Source organism: Hominenteromicrobium mulieris (assembly GCF_046197855.1).
GTDB lineage: Bacteria > Bacillota > Clostridia > Oscillospirales > Acutalibacteraceae > Hominenteromicrobium > Hominenteromicrobium mulieris.
In genome coordinates, this window is the sequence record NZ_CP173188.1 from 937783 (window position 1) to 957427 (window position 19645).

The following is a 19645-nucleotide window of genomic DNA, read 5'->3' on the forward strand; positions in this document are numbered from 1 at the left end:
ATTTACGAGGTGTTTAGTGTGGAAGTCAAAAAAATAGATGATACTCAAATTACAAATGCCATTGACTTGATTTGGCAAACTTTTTTACAATTTGAGGCTCCCGATTATTCTGAAGAAGGAGTTAAGTCGTTTCAGGAGTTTATTGAGAACAAAGAGATCGTCAAAACATTAGAATTTTGGGGCGCTTATGACGAAGAAAGACTAAAGGGAGTTATCGCAACAAACGAAAACCGGAAGCATATCTGTTGCTTTTTTGTGAAAGCACAGTATCAAAGACAAGGCATTGGCAGAAAGTTGTGGAACTTCCTACGAGAAAATAGTTCAAGCAAAACCATTACAGTAAATTCTTCTCCGTATGCAGTTCCGGTCTATCATAAACTGGGTTTCATAGATACCGATACGGAGCAACTTTCGGACGGTATACGATATATACCTATGAAGTTTGAAAAATAATCATTTTTCACTGTGATTTTTTATTTCACATAATTAATAAAGAGATTTTAGATTGCACAGGGCTTTAGCAACAGCGAGTTGCTTGTTTGGTAGATTTATCTGCCTTATAATTTGTTACAAGGAGGTGATTTGTAGTGGAGACAAAAGATGTCATACTTGAACTCCGGACAAAAAAAGGACTGTCGCAAGATGAACTTGCAGAAAAAGTTTATGTCACAAGACAAGCAGTGTCTCGTTGGGAAAATGGAGAAACAATCCCCAATACAGAAACGCTAAAATTACTTTCAGGTTTTTTTGATGTTTCCATCAATACACTTTTAGGCTCTCCGAGACAACTCATTTGTCAATGCTGTGGTATGCCGCTTGATGATTCCACGATCAGTAAAGAACCGGATGGTACTTTCAATGAAGAATACTGTAAATGGTGTTATACAGACGGAAAATTCACATATGACAATATTGATGATTTAATTGCTTTTTGTGTTGAGCATATGTCAAATGAGAATTGGTCTGCTGAACAGGTGCGGGGATATATGGCGGATATGCTGCCTAAATTAAATCACTGGAAAACTCAAGAGAAAATCAAATAATCATCAATTTTATACTTAAATAACTTTTACATAGCCGCTTGGTTTTTATGAAAAATCAAGCGGCTATATTTTTGCTTAAGGAGGTGTTCGCTATGGGCGAAACAGACTATAACGCTCTGCTCTACGACAAGATGAAAGCCGAGCAGGATAAGTACAGGGACTGGCTGCTTTCACAGCCGCCGGAGGAAATTCTGAATCATACCTACGAGTATACGATGAGAGAGGACATTGTGATGTGTATGGAGGAACTGGAGCTTTCTCCGAAACAGGCAAAGGCATTGCTCCGATCCCCCTGCCCGCTTGATGATGTCTATAAGGAGTTTAAGGACAGAGAAGTTGAGCATATGGATACCATTCGGGATTCCATTGAAACAAGGGCAAACGATGTACTCAAACGGGACAAAAACAGAGAAAGCAGGTAAGAAAAATGGTACACAAATTAAAAACAATCCGTGGGGATATGCTGGTACTTCAATGCCAGCTTGAAAGAGAATTGATCCGTTATGTGCGGAGGTATCTTTGCCAGCCGCAGGTCACAATCATCACAAACGATAAGCAGTTTATCTTTATGTGTGAGCTGTACGACTATGTGGAGAACACGGAGTTCCCGCCAGAAATGGTAAGCTCCCTGATGAAAACAAAGAATGTATTGGAGCTGTCTTGGGACGAGTGGATGATGAATATCGAGGTAGAAGATATGGAGGATTCCATCAAGAAAGTCGCTGAGCTTCTCAGGGAAAGGAAGATTTGATATGCCATATATTGAGCCGGAGGTGATTGAACAAGCTCGGCAGATTGACCTCTTAACCTATCTGAGAAAGTTTGAGCCGGATAATGTTGAAGAAGTCAAGGGGACGAGAAATGTATATCGCACTGTTGACCACGACAGCCTGAAAATGTCCAATGGCAAATGGTTTTGGTGGTCGCAAGGTTTCGGCGGTTATAATGCGCTTGACTATCTGATAAAAGTCAGGAACTATTCTTTTATGGACGCAGTGGAAATCCTTACGGGAAAAGAACTGGCAAATTGGACGCCGCCACCGAAAAAAGAAGAAAAAAATGAGCCAAAGGTACTGCGATTGCCGGAAAAATATCAAGACAGTAAACGGGTAATACAGTATCTTTTTAATCGTGGCATTGACTATCAGATTATTCAGGAGTGCATTGCGGACGGTGTGATTTTTGAAAGCAACGGGCGCTATCATAATGCGGTTTTTGTCGGGAAGGACGAAACAGGGACGCCCAAATATGCCGCTTACCGTGGTTTAGGAAGCAGTACCTTTAAGGGAGACGCATACGGAAGCGACAAGCAATATTCCTTTCGCCTGCTTGCAAAAGAGCCTTGCCAGTCGGTGCATTTGTTTGAAGCCGCCATTGATTTGCTGTCCTATGCCACTTTGCTAAAAGCTCAGGGCAAGGACTACAAAGCAGAAAATCTGCTCTCTCTTTCGGGCGTGTATCAGCCGAAGAAAGAGAGCAAAGACAGCAAAATTCCGATTGCGCTTTCCGTTTTCCTTGAGAAAAATCCACTTATCAAGACGATTCATTTGCACTTGGACAATGACAAAACGGGAAGGCTCTGTGCCAACACCTTAAAAGAACTGCTCAGAAACAAGTACGAGGTCTTTGACGAGCCGCCGAAGAAAGGCAAGGACTATAACGATTACCTCTGCATACAGCTTGGAATCTACAAATCCAAAGAAAGGAGCTATGAGCGTTGAATGTACGAATTTATCAGATCAATATGAAGCGTGACGCCAACAATGTCGCCTTTATGAATTATGAGAGCCTGCCTAAATTTCAGGGCAGCTCAGAGATCGACAGCAGCCTCTATGATAAGGTGTTCGAGGGAGAAGTAAACTGCTTCACGCTGGAAAAACTCTATGAGATTTTCAATCTTAAACACCCCGCAGGATATAAAGGGCGGTCGATGTCCGTGTCCGATGTGGTGGAGATCATTGACGGGAATACCGGAAAAAGCTACTTCCACTTTTGCGACAGCTTTGGTTTTCAGAAGGTTGATTTTGAGCCGGAAAAGACGCAGGTCAGCGACCGCTTCCTATCGCTTGCCGAGCAGGAGAAAATCTCTGTCCTGCTCGTTCCGGTCGGCAAATCTCCGATTGTGAAAGAGATACCGAACACCTATGAAGCGATGAAAGAACTGGTCGGCGGAGGCGGTTTAGACGAGTATATGCCCTTTGAAGATGACGCCGCTATCGTCTGCAACCGTGACGGAAAGCAGGAAAAGCTGCCGATGAATCGGGCGGTCTACCAGCCGCCGAAGCGCACACAGATGAGTTACAGCGACCTGAAATCTCTTTTTCGGGAAGCGGAAAACAACAGGCAGCACCTTACCGCACATATCATTTTTACCGCCGATACCTTCAAAAAACCGTACAGCGAATTTGAACGGACTTATGAAGTAAGCTCGGACAACAAAGCGTTCCAGTCCCGTATGGGCGGCTATTCCATCTACGGTGCTTCTCTGGACGGTGTTGATCCGTGCCTGAGAATGGAGGGCTTGATGGCGGACGAAATGGGCGGTAAGGACGGTTGGAAAATAGAAAAATGCTTCTTAATGGAAGATTCAAGAGAGGTCGCCGACATCATTCACGGCGATTTTTTTATTGCCCGTTCCAATATCGCCGATGAGAAATACAGCAGCTTATCGAGCGAACAACTACTGAAATACAAACGGCTTTTTCGGTATCCTGAGCGATTCCACGAAACCGCACACGGGATTGAGATCGAGCCGTTCAAGCCCGACAGGGCGGACAAAGAACGATAAATATCAGGAAAATACGGGGCAGCCCGACAGGTCTGCGTTAGCTTAGCGAGCAGACTGTTTGTATCCCCAAACGGGATTCAAACAGTAAAAGCTCGTTAGGGGCTGCCCCTAATACCCCAATACAGGAAAGGATTTTGACTATGCACGAATTTCTATTCTTTATGATAGGCTTCCTGCTCGGCGGCGTTATCGGTATTTCGATAATGTGCCTTATGCAGATCAATCGAATCCACGGCGGCTCTACCGCCCGAAAGGAGGACGATGAGAAATGAGGAAGCGGAATGTAGACAAACATATTTGGTTTGACCGTCAGGAAGCTCAGGACTTGCAGAAGAAAGCAAAGAAAGCCTGCCTGACCGAAGCGGCGCTGATTCGCCTGCTGATTCGTGGCTATGAGCCGAGAGAAAAACCGGACGAGAGATTTTATGACGCTATGCGGGAGCTTTCCGCTATCGGCAACAACATCAATCAGCTTGCCATTAAAGCGAACGCCCTCGGCTTTGTGGATTCGCAAATGCTGAAGAACGAGGCGCTGAGGTGGCACAAGTTTCAGGCGGCGATTGAGCGTGAATTTCTGCGCCCTGAAAAAAGCGGATTGAAATGGCAGTAACAAAGCTTTGGAAGGTAAGCGTCCGGCTCGGTCAGGTACTGGACTATACGACCAATCCTGAAAAGACCGCCAACCCCGAATATTCTGCCGAAGATTATCAGGCGCTCAAAGATGTGCTTGCCTATGCGAAGGACGAGGAGAAAACGGAACACGAGTTTTTCTGTGACGGGATCAACTGCAATGTGGCGATGGCTCGTGACCAGTTCATTACCGTCAAGGAACAGTTCGGCAAGACGGACGGGATTCAGGCGTATCACGGGTATCTAAGCTTTAAGGAAAACGAGGTCACGCCCGAACAGGCGCAGCAGATCGGAATGGAGTTTGCAAGAAAGATGTGGGGCAAGCGGTTTCAGGTGGTCGTTACTACCCATCTGAACACGAAACATCTCCACTGCCATTTTGTCATCAACTCCGTTTCCTTTGCCGATGGGAAGCGGCTGAAAGACAAAGAAAAGTCTTGGTACTACTTCCGCCATATCGCCGATGAGATCTGCTTGGAACATAAGCTGTCCATTGTAGAAAAGCCGGAGCTGCACAGATCGCCCGCCTATCTTACGATGAAGGACGAGGCGGGTATGCCTACCCGATACAACAACGCAAAGAAAGCGATTGACGAAGCGATTGCGATGAGCCGCAACCTGCGGCAGTTCCAATATGAACTGGGCGTGATGGGCTATCACTCGAATTTCAGTCCCAATCGTAAGTACGCTACGGTCACACCGAAAGGCAGTGAAAAACCGATACGGACTTACCGGCTCGGCGAGGAATACACCAAAGAGAAAATCCTTGAACGGCTGATTGCCAACCGGGATAATATCGTGTTCAAGCCGTTCCAGCCAAAGACCTATATTGTCCGGCAGTACCGCCTGCCCACAAGAGAAAGCAAAATCCAAAAGGTCGGCGGTCTGTATGGCTTGTATCTATACTACTGCTATCGGCTCGGCTACCTTCCGAAGCACAATCAGAAACAACAGAATACGGCGAGGCTTCACTATCTTCTCAAAGACGATCTGATGAAGATGGACGAACTCACCAAACAGGTAACGCTGCTCGGCAAGCACCAGATCGGTACGGATGAGCAGCTTTTTTCATATAAGCGGTCGGTTGAGGACGAAATCAAAACCCTTACCGCCGACAGAACACATCTCCGAAATGAAATACGAAAGGTAGATATATCAGATGAACGGCTGTCGGCGGCAAAGATAAAAATTTCAGCTATCTCCGAACGCCTGAAAGAGCTTCGCAAAGAAGTAAAGCTCTGCGATGGAATTGCAAAGCGGTCAGGCGTAATTGCCGATACCCTTTCGCAAGTCAAGGCAGAGGAAGAAAAATCTCAAAGAAAGGAGTCCCGAAACTATGAACAACGGCGGTGACGCAGCAGAACAAATCGTTAGGCTATCGCTTGAAGGATTTGAAGTGGCTGTCCGGCTCACAGGCTCGGCGGCGAAGAATATCGCTATTCTGTTAGCTTCCGTGCTGAAGCAGGAGATCAGCCAGTCGAATAAGACACGAGGGAAAGCACGGCTTACCAATATGATTAAGTCCGGCAAGGAGCTGAAGGTCTTTTCATTCCAGCAGAAAGACCTGCCGAAGTTTACCGAACAGGCAAAACGATACGGCGTCCTTTACTGCGTTCTGCGTGATAAAAACACCAAGAGCGATACGGCGATGGTCGATATTATCGCCCGTGCGGAGGACGCTGCGAAAATCCAGCGTATTTCCGACCGCTTTGAACTCGGTAAAGTCGATAAGGCTTCCATTGTTTCCGAAGCGGAAAAAGATGTGGCAGACCGTGAAGCGGCTGCCAATGAAGTGCCTACGAAATCAAGGGGCGAGATCATCGTGGAGGAAGCGATGGGAAAGCCAATGCAGAAGGAGGAAAATTCCCACCAAAACCCCTCAGTCGCAAAGACGGACAAAAGCCCTCTGTCCGAGCGAGACTTAGAAACGACAGGTACGCACACTGATAAGGGTGTCGCAAAGGCGGCGGATAAGAAGCCTTCGGTTAAGGAAAAGCTCGACCGATACAAGGCGGCTGCCAAAGCGGAAAAGGAAGCAGAGCGTACTGTGCCGGAGGTTTCCAAAGAGAAGCCGAAAACCCCGGAAGCCAATCGGCAGACCGTTCACAGGCAGCCGAAGAAATCCAAGAAGCCGAAAGAGAGGTGAGCGAAATGGATCAACTAAAGGAACACCCGCAGATCGTGGAGCTGTTAGGCACACTCGATAAAAACGGCTTGATGAAAGAGAAAAGCGAGGTGCAGTCGCTGGTAAGCTATATCGGAGGTATGGAAGAAACGCTGACAGAAATGCTCGGCGAGCTTCAGGATATGCGCCGTGAAATCAATCTGATCCACAACAACACGCTGCGGAGCAAGTGCCATACCCTTGTGGAAAAAACGGAGGGCAAAATCCGTCAGGGATTTTCCGCAGTCAAAAAGATGAAGGACAATCTGATCCAGTCAGCCGGGAACGCTGTGCGGGCGTTCCGGGAAAGAGGCAGGGACGCCCTCGCCGAGTCGGTCAGGGCAATGAAAATCCCCGAAGCGCTGGATAAGTTGTCTGCTATGTTTGGCAGAATGTCAAAAGAGATGGCGCAGGATACAAAAAAGCTGTCCGCTATGCAGACGGAGCTTCAGGGTGCAAAGGGACATTTGAAAAATATGGGGCTGCTGTTTATGGGGAAAGCCGCAAAGGAAGCGGAACATTCCAAAACGGATAAAGGCGTATTATCAAGGTTGTCCCGTTTATTTGAAAAAGCGCAGAAAGGATTTGCGTCTTTGGAGCAAAAGGCGATGGATACGGCGGATAAGCTCAGAGTTTCCCGTGTGAAATCGTCTGTAAAAGAAAATCTCAGCAGATATAGGGCGGCGGCGAAAGCAGAAAAAGGAACAGAGCGCAGCGAGCCGACCACTTCCAAAGAAGAAAACCGCACAGTACAGGCGTTGGGGCAGATTAGCGCCCCGCACCCGCAAAAATCAAATCTATCAAAAGAGAGGTAAAAAGATATGACCAACGATTTTAAGAATAAGCAAAGTAGCGGCGCAAGACCGCCGAGACTTTCGCCGGAGGAATACGCCGCCAAGAAAAAGGCGGAGAAAGAAGCCATTTATCAACTGCTCGACAATACCGCTTTGGAAGTGGTGCAGTCGCCGGAAAAATTCAAAGCCTACCTTGATGTGCAGAGCCGTATGGACAGGTACACGGCGAACAATGCGCTGCTGATGTATAAGCAATTCCCGCAGGCAAGCCAGATCAAGGAATTTGACGATTGGGCGGCTGAGGGCGTAAAGGTCAATAAAGGCTCCAAGACCTTTATTATCCTTGATCCGTATGAGTACACAAAGAAAGACGGGACAATCGGCATTGATTTCAACTTGAAAAGAGTGCTGGATGTTTCGCAGACCAACGGCAAGCGCCCCGCCGCCCCGACCGCTAACCGTGATCCGAGAAAGCTGGTGGCGGTTATGCTCGACAGCGCCCCGATCAACATTGAAAGCACCAATGAGCTGCCTTATCCCGATATGGGCGCTTTTTATAAAAATGAAGATCAGACGCTTTATGTGAAGCGGGACATCGGCGACAGCGTTGCCCTCTGCCAGTGCGTCGCTCAGGAACTCGGTCACGCCGAGCTTTCTATGAACAGCGAGGTATACTACAGCCGCAGGGATATGGGATTTCAGGCGGTGTGCATTGGATATATGCTCTGTAAGAAATACGGCGTCGATACGCAGAACTTTGCGATTGACCGTATCCCCGACGAACTGAAAAACAAAGAGCCGAAAGAAATTAAAGCTGAACTCGGCAAGACGCAGAAGGCGTTTAAGGAAATTACCGCCCGTGTTTCCGACGAGCTGTACCGCCAGCGGGCGGAGCGCTCAAAGGAACAGGAGAGATAATCGGAGGTAGCTGCGATGAAAGAAGAACTCTACCATATCGCTTTGGACGATTATGAACACGGTGTTGTAATCCGTTCCCTGAACGATAAAAAGACCGACCTCAAAAAAGAGGGCAAGTCCACCGACGCCGTAGACGATCTGATTATTAAAATCGGTCACGCCCCAAGACGCAAGTTCAAAGTGGTAGAAAAGGAATCCTGCCGTGAATCGAGATAGCAACAAGCAGTCTGCGATTATCCTTGCGGTTATTGGGATTCTTCCCGTTGTGTGGCTCGGCTTATTGATAGCACCGTCCGTCAAGGGCGGTCTGCCGGAGATACTGCCGAGCCTTTTGACGGCATTCAATGATCCGTTCCATATCGAGCTTTGCGGGGACAGCTTAAAAACTGTCCTCGTTTTGCTTTTGCTCTACGGAATGGGGATTGGAATTTATTTGTCCACACGGAGGAACTACCGCAGGCGTGAGGAACACGGCTCAGCGAAATGGGGCAGCGCAAAAGCCATTGACAAAAAGTACCGTCAAAGCCCGCCCTCGGAAAATAAGCTGATGACGCAGAATGTCCGAATCGGACTCAATGCGAAAAAGCACCGGAGGAATCTGAATACTCTGGTGTGCGGCGGCTCCGGCGCAGGCAAGACAAGATTCTATTGCAAGCCGAATTTAATGCAGACAAGCAATTCCTCTCAGGTAATTTTAGATCCAAAAGGGGAAATTCTGCGTGATGTCGGCAATCTGCTTGAAAAAGCAGGCTATGAGATCAAGGTGCTGGACTTGATTTCAATGGAGAAAAGCCATTGCTACAACCCGTTTGTCTATCTCAGAAACGACAACGATATTCAGCGCCTTGTGACCAACCTTTTTAAGAGTACCACCCCGAAAGGCTCTCAATCCAATGATCCTTTTTGGGATACTGCGGCGAGTATGCTTTTACTCGCCCTTATTTTTTATTTGCACTACGAAGCACCGGAGGAGGAACAGAATTTTGCAATGGTAATGGAAATGCTCAGGGCGGCGGCGATTGAGGACGAGGAGGACAACAGACCTTCTCCCCTCGATAATCTGTTTGCCGATTTGGAAATGGATAATCCCGACCACATTGCCCTGAAATACTATCGTTCCTACCATTCCGGTTCGGCAAAGACGCTCAAATCCATTCAGATTACCCTTGCCGCAAGATTGGAGAAATTCAATCTTGAAAGCTTAGCGGCGCTGACTTCCGCCGATGAGCTTGACCTTGCTTCAATGGGCGAGAAGAAAACGGCGCTGTTTGCGCTGATACCGGATAATGATTCGAGCTTTAATTTCCTCGTCAGTATCCTTTATACGCAGCTTTTCCAGCAGCTCTTTTATTCTGCCGACCATATTCACGGCGGCAGTTTGCCCATACCCGTCCATTTCCTGATGGACGAATTTGCGAATGTTTCGCTGCCCGACGATTTTGACAAGATACTATCTGTTATGCGTTCAAGAGGCGTGTCGGTATCTATTATCCTGCAAAATCTGGCACAGCTCAAAGCCCTTTTTGAAAAGCAATGGGAATCCATCGTAGGCAACTGCGATGAATTTCTCTATCTCGGCGGCAATGAGCAGAGTACGCACAAGTATGTGTCCGAGCTTTTAGGCAAGGAAACGATTGATACGAACACCTACGGGAAAAGCGAGGGGCGGAGCGGAAACTACTCGACCAATTATCAGATTTCCGGTCGTGAGCTGCTTACCCCTGATGAAGTGAGAATGCTTGACAACCGCTACGCTATTTTGTTTATCCGTGGCGAGCTTCCGGTAATGGATTTGAAGTACGACATTTTGAAACACCCGAATGTGGCATATACCGCAGACGGGAAAGGTGGCGTGTATCAGCACGGCGAAGTCACAAAAAATGTGGCGACGATTGAAACTCTATATGTTGATCTCGACAGCGTTCCCGAAATGGAGCTTTCGGAAACGACTTACGAGCTGTTGTCCGATGAGGACTTTGAGAACTTATCAAATTGATTGGAGGAAAACAGAATGAATATTTTTCATAAGACTCAGAAGAAAGAAACCCGCAAACTGCCGATGACCGGAAAGGTAAAGAAAGGCTTTCGTTATTACTGTGCGGCGGTTTTAAGCCTGACTGCTATTTTTGCGATGTCTACAACGGCTTTCGCCGCAGGCGATCCGCTTACCGTTGTCAACAACCTGTCCGATTTCATCTTCGGCTTTATCCGTGCGATTGGTCTGATCCTGCTCGGTTTTGGTATCGTTCAGGTAGGACTTTCCCTGAAATCCCACGATCCCTCGCAGCGTGCGAACGGATTTCTGACGCTGGCGGGCGGTATCATTATCGTTTTTGCGAAAGAAATCCTCACTCTGATTACGGGCTAACCCTTACGCAAACGACGCTCAGGGGCGTTTCTGGATTGTTTTTCAGGAACGCCCCATTTTTCTTTTTAAGGAGGTGCTACAAAATTGAGTGATAACTGGGTAGTTCAGAATCTCCAGAACGCCCTCGAAACTTGGAATGAAAAACTCGCTGAGATATGGCAGCTTATTACGACTACGCCGCAGAACTTCAAAGGCGGCGGGATATGGGCGGTCATTGTCAATATCAACGGCGCAGTGCAGGCGATAGGGCTTGCGCTTTTGGTGCTGTTTTTTGTGGTCGGTATGGTGCGTACTTGCGGCAGTTTTGCTGAGGTAAAAAAACCAGAACACGCTGTAAAGCTTTTTATCCGATTTGCTATTGCAAAAGCAGCGATTACTTATGGTATGGAGCTAATGCTTGCCCTTTTCAATATTGTTCAGGGTACAATCGGCACAATTATGACCGCAGCCGGATTTACCTCGGCACAGCAGACAACCTTGCCGCAGGAAATGATTGACACCATAGAAAGCTGCGGCTTTTTCGAGAGTATCCCGTTATGGGCGGTTACACTTATCGGCGGCTTATTCATCACAATAATGTCATTCCTGCTCATTATGACGGTGTATGGGAGATTTTTTAAATTATATATGTATACAGCGCTCGCCCCGATTCCGCTTTCCACCTTTGCGGGAGAACCGAGTCAGAATGTAGGTAAATCGTTTATCAAAAGCTACTGCGCCGTGTGTCTTGAAGGGGCAGTGATTGTTTTAGCCTGCATTATCTTCTCACTGTTCGCTTCTTCCCCGCCTGTGGTCGATCCAAATGCGGCAGCAGTTACGCAGGTATGGGCTTATATCGGCGAGCTGCTCTTTAATATGCTCGTTTTGGTCGGCTCAGTGCGAATGTCTGACCGGATTATCCGTGAGATGATGGGGCTGTAAGGAGAACAGAATGAAACGAATATACAACAAATTCAAGGGCTACACCCTTGCGGACTGCGATTGCAGATATTGCCTGTATTACGGAGGGCGGCGGAAAGGCAAAGTTACTTGCCTTGCGGACGAATGTGTCTGCGCCGATGAAATCCGGCAGGCACAAAAACGAAAAGAAAGGAGTTCCTAAATGGAAGTCAAAATCAATAGAGAAATCAGGAATTACACAGAAGCGATGTTTTTTGGACTGTCACTGCGGCAGTTCATTTTTTCTGCCTGTGCCTGCGTAGTGGCGGTAGGTATCTATTTCTTGCTCAAGCCCTATGTCGGCACGGAAACCGTATCGTGGATGTGCATTTTGGGAGCCGCCCCCTTTGCGGCTCTTGGTTTTGTTAAATATAACGGAATGACCGCAGAGAAATTCATTTATGCGTGGATTAAATCGGAGTTCTTAATGCCGAAAAAGCTCACTTTCCGTTCAACGAATACCTACTGCGAGCTGTTCAAGCCGAGTATCGAAGCAAAAGCAAAGGAGGCTATGAAATCGAATGATTAAAACACTTACCAATCTCCGCAAACAGGAAAAAGAAAAGTTTGTTGTGCCGAAGGGCGTTCAGGATGTGATCCCCATTACCGCCATTTATGACGACGGTATCTTTCAGACTGGAAAAGACAAGTTTTCCAAGACCTATAAATTTTCTGATATTAACTATGCGGTTGCCAGCCGTGAGGACAAGGAAGCAATGTTCCTTGAATACTCGGAACTGCTCAATTCCCTCGACTCCGGAGCAACGACAAAAATCACAATCAACAACCGCCGTTTAAATCGGCTGGACTTTGAGAACAACATTCTTATCCCGATGAAAGGCGACAGCCTTGATGAATACCGTGAGGAGTATAATAAAATCCTTTTGGAGAAAGCGACAGGCGCAAACGCCATCGTGCAGGATAAGTATATGACGATTTCCGTCAACAAGAAGAATATTGAGGACGCAAGGAATTATTTTGCCCGTGTGGGCGCTGACTTGATCGCTCACTTCGGCAGGCTCGGCAGCCAGTGCGTGGAGTTGGAAACCGATGAAAGGCTGCGTATCTTCCACGACTTTTACCGTGTGGGCGAGGAATCCTCTTTCCACTTTGATATAAAGGAAACCCGCAAAAAGGGACACAGCTTCAAGGACTATATCTGTCCCGACTCAATGGAATTTGAAAAGGACTACTTCAAAATGGGCGACCGTTACGGGAGAGTCCTTTTTTTGCGTGAGTACGCTTCTTATATCAAGGACAGTATGGTGGCGGAGCTGACAGATCTCAACCGCAATCTGATGATGTCGATTGATGTCGTTCCCGTGCCGACAGACGAAGCGGTACGGGAAGCGGAAAACCGTCTGCTTGGCGTTGAGACGAATATTACCAACTGGCAGAGGCGGCAGAACTCCAACAATAACTTTTCGGCGACTGTCCCTTACGATATGGAACAGCAGAAAAAGGAAATGAAAGAATTTCTCGATGATTTAACGACGAGGGATCAGAGAATGATGTTTGCCGTGATTACCTTTGTGCATACGGCGGATTCCAAAGAACAGCTTGATAACGACACGGAAGCACTGCTTACCACGGCGAGAAAGCACCTTTGTCAGTTCGGCGTGTTGAAATTTCAGCAGGTGGACGGGCTGAATACGGTTATGCCGTTTGGCGTGCGGAAGATTGATACCTTCCGTACCCTTACGACCGAAAGCCTTGCCGTGTTTATCCCGTTTCGAGTGCAGGATATTTTTCACGAGAACGGTATCTACTACGGGCAGAATGTTATCAGCAAGAATATGATTATCGCCGACCGCAAGCAGCTCCTTAACGGTAATTCCTTTATTCTCGGCGTATCGGGCGGCGGTAAGTCCTTTGCCGCAAAGGGCGAGATCGAGAATGTGATTCTTTCCTCAGATTCCGATGTTATCATCATTGATCCGGAGCGGGAATATTCACAGCTTGTGAAGGCGCTCGGCGGCGAGGTTATCCATATCTCCGCTACTTCTCAAAATCATATCAACGCTATGGATATGACGAAGGAATACGGCGACGGGGCGAATCCGGTTATTTTGAAGTCGGAGTTTATTATGTCCCTGTGTGAGCAGCTCATCGGCGGAAGCAATCTTGGTGCAAAGCAGAAATCCATTATCGACCGCTGCACCGCCAGCGTGTACCGCACCTATCAGCAGAATAACTATCAGGGCGAAGTGCCGACCTTGCAGGATTTCAGGGCGGAGCTTCTGAAACAGGACGAGCCAGAGGCAAAGGAAATCGCCCTTGCCATCGAGCTGTTTACCAACGGCAGCTTGAACACCTTTGCAAAGCACACGAATGTAGATACCAATAACCGCCTGATCTGCTATGACATTTTAGACCTCGGCAAGCAGCTTATGCCGATTGGTATGCTGGTCGTTCTCGACTCTATCTTAAACCGCATTACGCAGAACAGGGCGAAAGGCAGAAACACCTTCATCTTTATTGATGAAATCTATCTGCTGTTCCAGCACGAGTATTCTGCTAACTTCCTTTTTACCCTTTGGAAGCGTGTGCGTAAATACGGCGCTTATGCTACGGGTATTACGCAGAATGTGGACGACCTTTTGCAGAGCCATACGGCAAGGACAATGCTCGCAAACTCCGAATTTATCATTATGCTCAATCAGGCTTCCACGGACAGGCTGGAGCTGGCGAAGCTCTTAAATATCTCCGACCTTCAGATGTCGTATATTACGAATGTGGAAGCCGGACACGGGCTTATCAAGGTGGGCAGCTCCCTTGTACCGTTCGCAAATAAATTCCCGAAAAATACGAAGCTGTATAAGCTGATGACAACAAAACCGGGCGAGAGCGCATAAGCTCCCGCCCCTTGTTTCAGAAAGGATATGGCAATGAGAAAAAAGATTTGTATTGCGTTGATGACGGCGTTTACCGTCCTGCTCGGCGTCAGCAGTTATTTCATTATTGACCATTACAGGGAGGCGGAACATCAGGAACAGCTGTACGATTCCCTCGTACAGCTCGTAGAGGACAGCGAAACCGAGCCTGCCGAGCCGATCATCTATTCGGAAGATAAGACGATACTGCCGGAGCTTACCGAGTTGTACCGTCAAAACAATGATTTGGTCGGTTGGATTTGCGTGGAGGATACGAACATCAATTATCCAGTTATGCAGACGGTGGATAACCCGAACTACTATCTAAAGCGTGGATTTGATAAAGAATACAGTTCTTACGGCTGCCCGTATGTGCAGGAGGATTGTGATGTCCTAAAGCCTTCGGACAATTTAGTGATCTACGGTCATCATATGAACAACGGCTCGATGTTCGCCGACTTTGAAAAATTCAAGGACGAGGATTTCTGGCGGGGACATAAAACGATTGCCTTTAACACCCTGACAGAGAAAAATGAGTATGAAATCCTTGCGGTTTTCAAAACCGTTGTCTACACCGACAGCCCTGAAGCCTTCAAATATTACCGCTTTACGGACGCTCAGTCGCCGGAGGAGTTTGACGCTTATATTGATAAGTGCAAAGAGCTTTCCCTTTACGACACGGGCGTATCGGCGGAGTACGGCGACAAGCTGATCACGCTTTCCACCTGTGAATACTCCCGTACAAACGGAAGGATTGTCGTTGTGGCGAAAAAAGTAACAGAAAGCAGTGGTGCAAATGCTCCCGCAAATGACGGGGCGGCAGAGATACCGAGCTAATGCCCTGATAAAGAAGCTGTGCGCTAATTATGATGACGGGAACTGCCTGCTTCTTGATGAAGGGGAAGGCTGCGTCTGCGTACAGAGTATATCCTACTCGTTTTTATGCAGGTATTTCCGCAATGCGGTACTTCCGGCAGATCCGGCGCTGGAAGCGGAGATACTTGGAACGCACCCTGACAGGTGCGTTTCCTGCGGCGCTCCGATTATCAAGCGTGGCAACAGGAAAAAGTATTGTGAGAAATGCGCCGGTATCGCATACAAAAGGCAGCAGGCAGAGTACGCAAGGAAAAAGCGCACAGAATCGAAAAATAGAGGGTAAAAAGTCCTTGATTTAAGCGGCTTTTCAGCCCTCGTACTTTGAGGGGCAAGGTGTTGATACCTTTTCCCCTCTTTTTTTACTTCAAAGCGTCCACAGGCGCTTGGAAAGGAGGTTTTCTATGCCGGATATTAAGACAAGGGATATAGCGAAAGGCACGATCAAAACGATTGACAAATCGGCGGTTGCCGCCGAGCGTATGAAATCCACCTTTATCCAGACTAAAGAAAAAGCGGAACACTCCGTTGATGTCCCTGAAAGCAGTGCGGAGGAATACGCTTCCAACCGTTTGGAAAGCGGTACCGACCGAGTTTCCCACGAAGCCGTACACCAATTTGACAAGCAGGGGCGCAAGGGCGTTCAGGCGACAAAGCAGAATATCGTCAAGGCAAAGGACGGTATTCAGAAATTCAAGGAAAAGCGGGCGGCGCAGTCGCTTCAAAAACAGGCGCAGGCGGCAACTCCACGAAAAGGCGTCGGTCAGGGTATCAAGGCGGTGGAACAGCCGAAGAAGGCAGTAAAAGAGTCTGTCCGTTCCGCAGGAAAAAAGACGATTAAGACGGTTGGGAAAGGCTCGGCGAAAACAGCGCAGAAAACGGTAAAAACCGCAGAGCGCACCGCTAAAACGACCGTCAAGACAGCACAGCGTACCGCAAAGGCGGCGCAGAAAACAGCGCAGGCTACGGTCAAGGCTTCTCAAAGGGCAGTTCAGGCGGCACGGGCGGCGGCTCGTGCCGCCGTTATTACGGCGAAAGCAATCGCAAAAGCGATAGCGCTTGCGGTCAAGGCGATTATCGCCGGAACAAAAGCGTTGATCGCCGCAATCGCCGCAGGCGGCTGGATAGCGGTTTTGGTCATTATTGTGATTTGCCTGATCGGTATGCTTCTCGGATCAGTGTTCGGTATCTTTTTCTCAGGCGAGGATTCCGGCACGGGTATGAGTATGCAGACCGTTGTGCAGGAAATCAATACCGAATACAATACCAAACTGCAAGAGGAGAAAAGCTCGGTATCCTATGATGTCCTTGAAATGAGCGGTAGCCGTGCCGTTTGGAAAGAGGTGCTTGCGGTATACTCGGTCAAGGTCAACACCGATCCGGATAATCCCCAAGAGGTCGCAACGATGGACGAATCGAAAAAGCAGCTTCTCACGGACATCTTTTGGGAGATGAACGAAATAAGCTCCAGCACCGACACCAAAACCGAGACGGTCATTACCGAAACCGATGACGGTCACGGAAATATCGTGGAGACGGAAAGCACGGTCACGCAAACCTATCTGTATATCACGGTCAGCCATAAGACCGCCGATGAGATGGCGGCGCAGTATGGATTTAACGAGGAACAGAAAGAGTATCTTGCAGAGCTGCTTGCCGATGAAAACAATTCGCTGTGGTCGCAGGTGCTTTACGGGATTACGGGGACAGACGATCAGATCGTAACCGTTGCGCTTTCCCAAATCGGAACAATGGGCGGCGATCCGTACTGGTCTTGGTACGGTTTTAATTCCCGTGTAGAGTGGTGCGCTTGCTTCGTTTCGTGGTGCGCTAATGAATGCGGGTATATTGACGCTGGTGTAATTCCGAAATACGCAGGCTGCGTCAACGGCGTACAATGGTTTAAGGACAGAGGGCAATGGCTGGATAACAGCGCCGAGCCTACGCCGGGTATGATTATCTTCTTCGATTGGGCGGACGAAAGCGGTCAGGACGGATTATCCGACCATACGGGTATCGTCCAAAAAGTAGAAAACGGCAGAGTTTACACGGTCGAGGGCAACTCCGGGGATTCTGTTCGTCAGAATAGTTATCCGGTTGGGTATTACGAAATACTCGGCTACGGTGCACCTGCCTATTGATCGGAGGGCAAAAACGAGCCGCTTGCTTAAATGCAGGCGGCTTAATTACATAAAAATTCGCAAAAAGGTATTGACAAATAGAATCTCAGTGGGTATACTTTGCTTGTAAGATAGTTAGTTACTCAACTAACAGACAAACAAGCAGGTGTAGGAGGTGCTATGATTGAATGTAAATCCGAATATAGATAAACCGATCTTTCTTCAGATCGCAGAGCAGCTTGAAGATTCTATATTTACTGGTGCTTTTCCTGAAGAAACACAAATCCCATCGACAAATGAAATTTCTGCGCTGCTCAGTATCAATCCACATACTGTTCTAAAAGGAATGAATGTGCTGGTTGACGGGGGAATCATCTACAAGAAAAGAGGTCTTGGAATGTTTGTGAAAGAAGGTGCAGTCGAAAAAATTCGACAAAAACGGCAAAGTCAGTTTTATGAGCAGTATGTTTCGACTTTAATAAGCGAAGCATTGAAGCTGCAAATGTCTAAAGAGGATATTATTTCTTTGATAGAAAGGGGTTATGACAATGAATGCCATTCAAATTAAAAATATAACGAAACGCTATAAAGATGTCACAGCGCTTGACGATATTTCTTTTTCCTTTGAGTTCGGGAGAATATATGGGTTTTTAGGAAGAAACGGGGCAGGAAAATCTACCCTTATCAATATTATCGCAAACCGGATTTTTGCAGATCAGGGCGAAGTCCTGATTGATGGTATTCCTGCAAAAGAAAATATGGGTGTCCACGAAAAGATTTTTTGCATGAGTGAAGCGGATTTATATGACAGAGATTTGAAGGTTAAGGATCATTTCAAGTGGACAAATCGTTTTTATAACGATTTTGATCTGGATAAAGCCTTTGAACTTTCCAAAAAGTTCAATCTTGATATTAACAAAAGGTTTAAGGCGTTATCGAAAGGGTATCAGTCCATTTTCAAGCTGATTATTGCGCTATCACTGAATGTTCCGTATGTAATCTTTGATGAGCCGGTTCTGGGGCTTGACGCAAACCACAGGGAACTGTTTTACAGCCTGCTCCTTAAAGAATTTGAGAACAATGAGCGGACGCTTATTATTGCGACACATCTGATAGAGGAAGTTTCCAATATTATTGAGGAAGTTGTCTTGATTGATAAAGGGAAAATTCTTCTTCAGGAAACGGTTGAGGAACTGCTTGAAAAAGGATATAGCATTTCCGGGGTGGCTCAGGAAGTTGACCATTATTGTGAAGGCAAGAATGTCATCGGATATGACGAGTTGGGCGGCTTGAAAATTGCCTATGTATTAGGAGAAAAAACGGCTTTACCTCAAGGAAGCAATCTGCAAGTTACGGCAATGAATTTGCAAAAACTGTTTGTCAAGATGACAGAGAAAGGTGGCGGCGAAAATGAGTAAATTAAAATCTGCGGTTTTATATGAATACTTAACTAAAGTAAAGGCAATAGGAATTTTCTATTTGATCCAATATTTGATAGTGGCTCTCATTTTTACGATTGTTGCAATTTGTACTAAAGGAAATGAAACTGGCTCAAATACTTTAGAGTTCAGTTCTGTTGTTTTTGTCAGTGTTATAGGCGTATTAGGCTACAAAGAAGATTTCAAGGCGTTGCTCCAAAATGGATATACCCGAAAATATATTTTTGGGGCGACTGTTTGTATGTTTACATTGCTGGCGGGTACAATGGCACTTATTGATACCATAATCGGTAACTCTCTTCATTTCTTCAACAGTAACTATTTTACCTTATACAGTAGCCTTTATGGATTCGGAAATATTTTTATAAACTGGTTATGGCTTACTGCTTTATATTTGATGTTTTGCAGTCTTTTCTATTTAGCGATTTTAGTCATCAACAGAGTTGGAAAAACAATTTCTCTTTTGATCGGAGTTGGAATATCTGGAATCATTCTTCTTGTTATGGCGTTGTTCCAGTTTGTATTCTCAGATGAAATTGTAAGCAAGGCTATGGAATTGACGATGAGAGCAGTAGGATTTATGAGCGATGGTACAATAAATCAGTTTTTCCCAATTCTATCATTTCTCATAATCGGAGCTCTTTTTGGAATTGGCTCATATGCTGTAATCCGCCGTACAGAATTAAAATAAAACTA

The 19645-nt window shown here is 46.8% G+C and carries 24 protein-coding genes and 1 pseudogene; all 25 read left to right on the forward strand.

The window, feature by feature from the left end:
• Positions 1-18: 18 nt before the first annotated feature.
• Entirely contained in the window at positions 19-453 is a 435-nt protein-coding gene (locus tag ACI0CA_RS04415; protein WP_177974191.1) for a GNAT family N-acetyltransferase, read from the forward strand.
• Positions 454-587: 134 nt separating this feature from the next.
• Positions 588-1043, forward strand: coding sequence for a zinc ribbon domain-containing protein (locus ACI0CA_RS04420; protein ID WP_118670922.1), 456 nt, complete (start codon positions 588-590; stop codon positions 1041-1043).
• A 92-nt stretch (positions 1044-1135) separates the two neighbouring features.
• A pseudogene (locus ACI0CA_RS04425) lies at positions 1136-1438 on the forward strand (DUF3848 domain-containing protein); the annotation flags it as partial.
• Positions 1439-1470: 32 nt separating this feature from the next.
• Positions 1471-1794, forward strand: a complete 324-nt coding sequence (locus ACI0CA_RS04430; protein ID WP_197049460.1) for a hypothetical protein — start codon at positions 1471-1473, stop codon at positions 1792-1794.
• 1 nt (position 1795) lies between these two features.
• Positions 1796-2764 (forward strand): DUF3991 domain-containing protein, encoded by a 969-nt coding sequence (locus ACI0CA_RS04435; protein ID WP_197049459.1) that lies wholly within the window; start codon positions 1796-1798, stop codon positions 2762-2764.
• On the forward strand, positions 2761-3831 hold the full coding sequence (locus ACI0CA_RS04440) for a YodL domain-containing protein (RefSeq protein WP_332017849.1): 1071 nt from the start codon (positions 2761-2763) through the stop codon (positions 3829-3831). Before ACI0CA_RS04435 ends, ACI0CA_RS04440 begins: the two co-directional genes overlap by 4 nt.
• Positions 3832-3971: 140 nt before the next feature.
• On the forward strand, positions 3972-4103 hold the full coding sequence (locus tag ACI0CA_RS04445) for a DUF3789 domain-containing protein (RefSeq protein ID WP_412278161.1): 132 nt from the start codon (positions 3972-3974) through the stop codon (positions 4101-4103).
• Entirely contained in the window at positions 4100-4441 is a 342-nt protein-coding gene (locus ACI0CA_RS04450; RefSeq protein ID WP_155219413.1) for a plasmid mobilization protein, read from the forward strand. The genes ACI0CA_RS04445 and ACI0CA_RS04450 overlap by 4 nt, the downstream gene beginning before the upstream one ends.
• The gene (locus ACI0CA_RS04455; protein ID WP_446806527.1) at positions 4432-5814 is read left to right on the forward strand and encodes a relaxase/mobilization nuclease domain-containing protein; all 1383 of its coding nucleotides are present in this window, start codon (positions 4432-4434) and stop codon (positions 5812-5814) included. The genes ACI0CA_RS04450 and ACI0CA_RS04455 overlap by 10 nt, the downstream gene beginning before the upstream one ends.
• Positions 5798-6607, forward strand: coding sequence for a PcfB family protein (locus ACI0CA_RS04460; protein WP_446806526.1), 810 nt, complete (start codon positions 5798-5800; stop codon positions 6605-6607). Before ACI0CA_RS04455 ends, ACI0CA_RS04460 begins: the two co-directional genes overlap by 17 nt.
• Before the next feature lie 5 nt (positions 6608-6612).
• Complete coding sequence (locus ACI0CA_RS04465) at positions 6613-7440, forward strand: DUF6674 family protein (RefSeq protein WP_022278671.1); 828 nt, start codon at positions 6613-6615, stop codon at positions 7438-7440.
• A gap of 6 nt (positions 7441-7446) precedes the next feature.
• The gene (locus ACI0CA_RS04470) at positions 7447-8337 is read left to right on the forward strand and encodes a hypothetical protein (RefSeq protein WP_022278670.1); all 891 of its coding nucleotides are present in this window, start codon (positions 7447-7449) and stop codon (positions 8335-8337) included.
• 15 nt (positions 8338-8352) lie between these two features.
• Positions 8353-8553, forward strand: coding sequence for a hypothetical protein (locus ACI0CA_RS04475; RefSeq protein ID WP_022278669.1), 201 nt, complete (start codon positions 8353-8355; stop codon positions 8551-8553).
• Positions 8540-10333: a VirD4-like conjugal transfer protein, CD1115 family gene (locus ACI0CA_RS04480; protein ID WP_022278668.1), complete on the forward strand. Its 1794-nt coding sequence runs from the start codon at positions 8540-8542 to the stop codon at positions 10331-10333. The genes ACI0CA_RS04475 and ACI0CA_RS04480 overlap by 14 nt, the downstream gene beginning before the upstream one ends.
• Before the next feature lie 15 nt (positions 10334-10348).
• The gene (locus tag ACI0CA_RS04485; RefSeq protein ID WP_022278667.1) at positions 10349-10705 is read left to right on the forward strand and encodes a trbC/VIRB2 family; all 357 of its coding nucleotides are present in this window, start codon (positions 10349-10351) and stop codon (positions 10703-10705) included.
• A gap of 84 nt (positions 10706-10789) precedes the next feature.
• Positions 10790-11626 carry a hypothetical protein gene (locus tag ACI0CA_RS04490; protein WP_022278666.1) on the forward strand — a complete coding sequence of 279 codons (837 nt, stop codon included), beginning with the start codon at positions 10790-10792 and terminating at the stop codon, positions 11624-11626.
• Positions 11627-11636: 10 nt separating this feature from the next.
• On the forward strand, positions 11637-11807 hold the full coding sequence (locus ACI0CA_RS04495) for a hypothetical protein (RefSeq protein ID WP_172677203.1): 171 nt from the start codon (positions 11637-11639) through the stop codon (positions 11805-11807).
• Positions 11808-12173, forward strand: coding sequence for a PrgI family protein (locus tag ACI0CA_RS04500; protein ID WP_022278665.1), 366 nt, complete (start codon positions 11808-11810; stop codon positions 12171-12173).
• Complete coding sequence (locus tag ACI0CA_RS04505) at positions 12166-14499, forward strand: VirB4-like conjugal transfer ATPase, CD1110 family (protein WP_022278664.1); 2334 nt, start codon at positions 12166-12168, stop codon at positions 14497-14499. The genes ACI0CA_RS04500 and ACI0CA_RS04505 overlap by 8 nt, the downstream gene beginning before the upstream one ends.
• A 33-nt stretch (positions 14500-14532) precedes the next feature.
• Positions 14533-15354 carry a class B sortase gene (gene srtB, locus ACI0CA_RS04510; RefSeq protein ID WP_022278663.1) on the forward strand — a complete coding sequence of 274 codons (822 nt, stop codon included), beginning with the start codon at positions 14533-14535 and terminating at the stop codon, positions 15352-15354.
• The gene (locus tag ACI0CA_RS04515; protein WP_191868113.1) at positions 15326-15676 is read left to right on the forward strand and encodes a cysteine-rich VLP domain-containing protein; all 351 of its coding nucleotides are present in this window, start codon (positions 15326-15328) and stop codon (positions 15674-15676) included. The genes srtB and ACI0CA_RS04515 overlap by 29 nt, the downstream gene beginning before the upstream one ends.
• A 118-nt stretch (positions 15677-15794) precedes the next feature.
• Positions 15795-17531: a CHAP domain-containing protein gene (locus ACI0CA_RS04520; protein ID WP_173728724.1), complete on the forward strand. Its 1737-nt coding sequence runs from the start codon at positions 15795-15797 to the stop codon at positions 17529-17531.
• 163 nt (positions 17532-17694) lie between these two features.
• Positions 17695-18078: a GntR family transcriptional regulator gene (locus ACI0CA_RS04525; RefSeq protein ID WP_155219444.1), complete on the forward strand. Its 384-nt coding sequence runs from the start codon at positions 17695-17697 to the stop codon at positions 18076-18078.
• On the forward strand, positions 18059-18928 hold the full coding sequence (locus tag ACI0CA_RS04530) for an ABC transporter ATP-binding protein (protein WP_173728726.1): 870 nt from the start codon (positions 18059-18061) through the stop codon (positions 18926-18928). Before ACI0CA_RS04525 ends, ACI0CA_RS04530 begins: the two co-directional genes overlap by 20 nt.
• On the forward strand, positions 18921-19640 hold the full coding sequence (locus tag ACI0CA_RS04535; protein WP_173728728.1) for a hypothetical protein: 720 nt from the start codon (positions 18921-18923) through the stop codon (positions 19638-19640). Before ACI0CA_RS04530 ends, ACI0CA_RS04535 begins: the two co-directional genes overlap by 8 nt.
• The last annotated feature ends 5 nt before the right edge of the window (positions 19641-19645 follow it).

Coding starts and splice junctions, on each gene's coding strand:
- ACI0CA_RS04465 (WP_022278671.1), top strand. CDS start 6,613: ATGGATCAACTAAAGGAACACCCGCAGATCGTGGAGCTGTTAGGCACA.
- ACI0CA_RS04485 (WP_022278667.1), top strand. CDS start 10,349: ATGAATATTTTTCATAAGACTCAGAAGAAAGAAACCCGCAAACTGCCG.
- ACI0CA_RS04475 (WP_022278669.1), top strand. CDS start 8,353: ATGAAAGAAGAACTCTACCATATCGCTTTGGACGATTATGAACACGGT.
- ACI0CA_RS04530 (WP_173728726.1), top strand. CDS start 18,059: ATGAATGCCATTCAAATTAAAAATATAACGAAACGCTATAAAGATGTC.
- ACI0CA_RS04455 (WP_446806527.1), top strand. CDS start 4,432: ATGGCAGTAACAAAGCTTTGGAAGGTAAGCGTCCGGCTCGGTCAGGTA.
- ACI0CA_RS04450 (WP_155219413.1), top strand. CDS start 4,100: ATGAGGAAGCGGAATGTAGACAAACATATTTGGTTTGACCGTCAGGAA.
- ACI0CA_RS04470 (WP_022278670.1), top strand. CDS start 7,447: ATGACCAACGATTTTAAGAATAAGCAAAGTAGCGGCGCAAGACCGCCG.
- ACI0CA_RS04520 (WP_173728724.1), top strand. CDS start 15,795: ATGCCGGATATTAAGACAAGGGATATAGCGAAAGGCACGATCAAAACG.
- ACI0CA_RS04445 (WP_412278161.1), top strand. CDS start 3,972: ATGCACGAATTTCTATTCTTTATGATAGGCTTCCTGCTCGGCGGCGTT.
- ACI0CA_RS04430 (WP_197049460.1), top strand. CDS start 1,471: ATGGTACACAAATTAAAAACAATCCGTGGGGATATGCTGGTACTTCAA.
- ACI0CA_RS04505 (WP_022278664.1), top strand. CDS start 12,166: ATGATTAAAACACTTACCAATCTCCGCAAACAGGAAAAAGAAAAGTTT.
- ACI0CA_RS04460 (WP_446806526.1), top strand. CDS start 5,798: ATGAACAACGGCGGTGACGCAGCAGAACAAATCGTTAGGCTATCGCTT.
- ACI0CA_RS04435 (WP_197049459.1), top strand. CDS start 1,796: ATGCCATATATTGAGCCGGAGGTGATTGAACAAGCTCGGCAGATTGAC.
- ACI0CA_RS04495 (WP_172677203.1), top strand. CDS start 11,637: ATGAAACGAATATACAACAAATTCAAGGGCTACACCCTTGCGGACTGC.
- ACI0CA_RS04500 (WP_022278665.1), top strand. CDS start 11,808: ATGGAAGTCAAAATCAATAGAGAAATCAGGAATTACACAGAAGCGATG.
- srtB (WP_022278663.1), top strand. CDS start 14,533: ATGAGAAAAAAGATTTGTATTGCGTTGATGACGGCGTTTACCGTCCTG.
- ACI0CA_RS04515 (WP_191868113.1), top strand. CDS start 15,326: ATGACGGGGCGGCAGAGATACCGAGCTAATGCCCTGATAAAGAAGCTG.
- ACI0CA_RS04535 (WP_173728728.1), top strand. CDS start 18,921: ATGAGTAAATTAAAATCTGCGGTTTTATATGAATACTTAACTAAAGTA.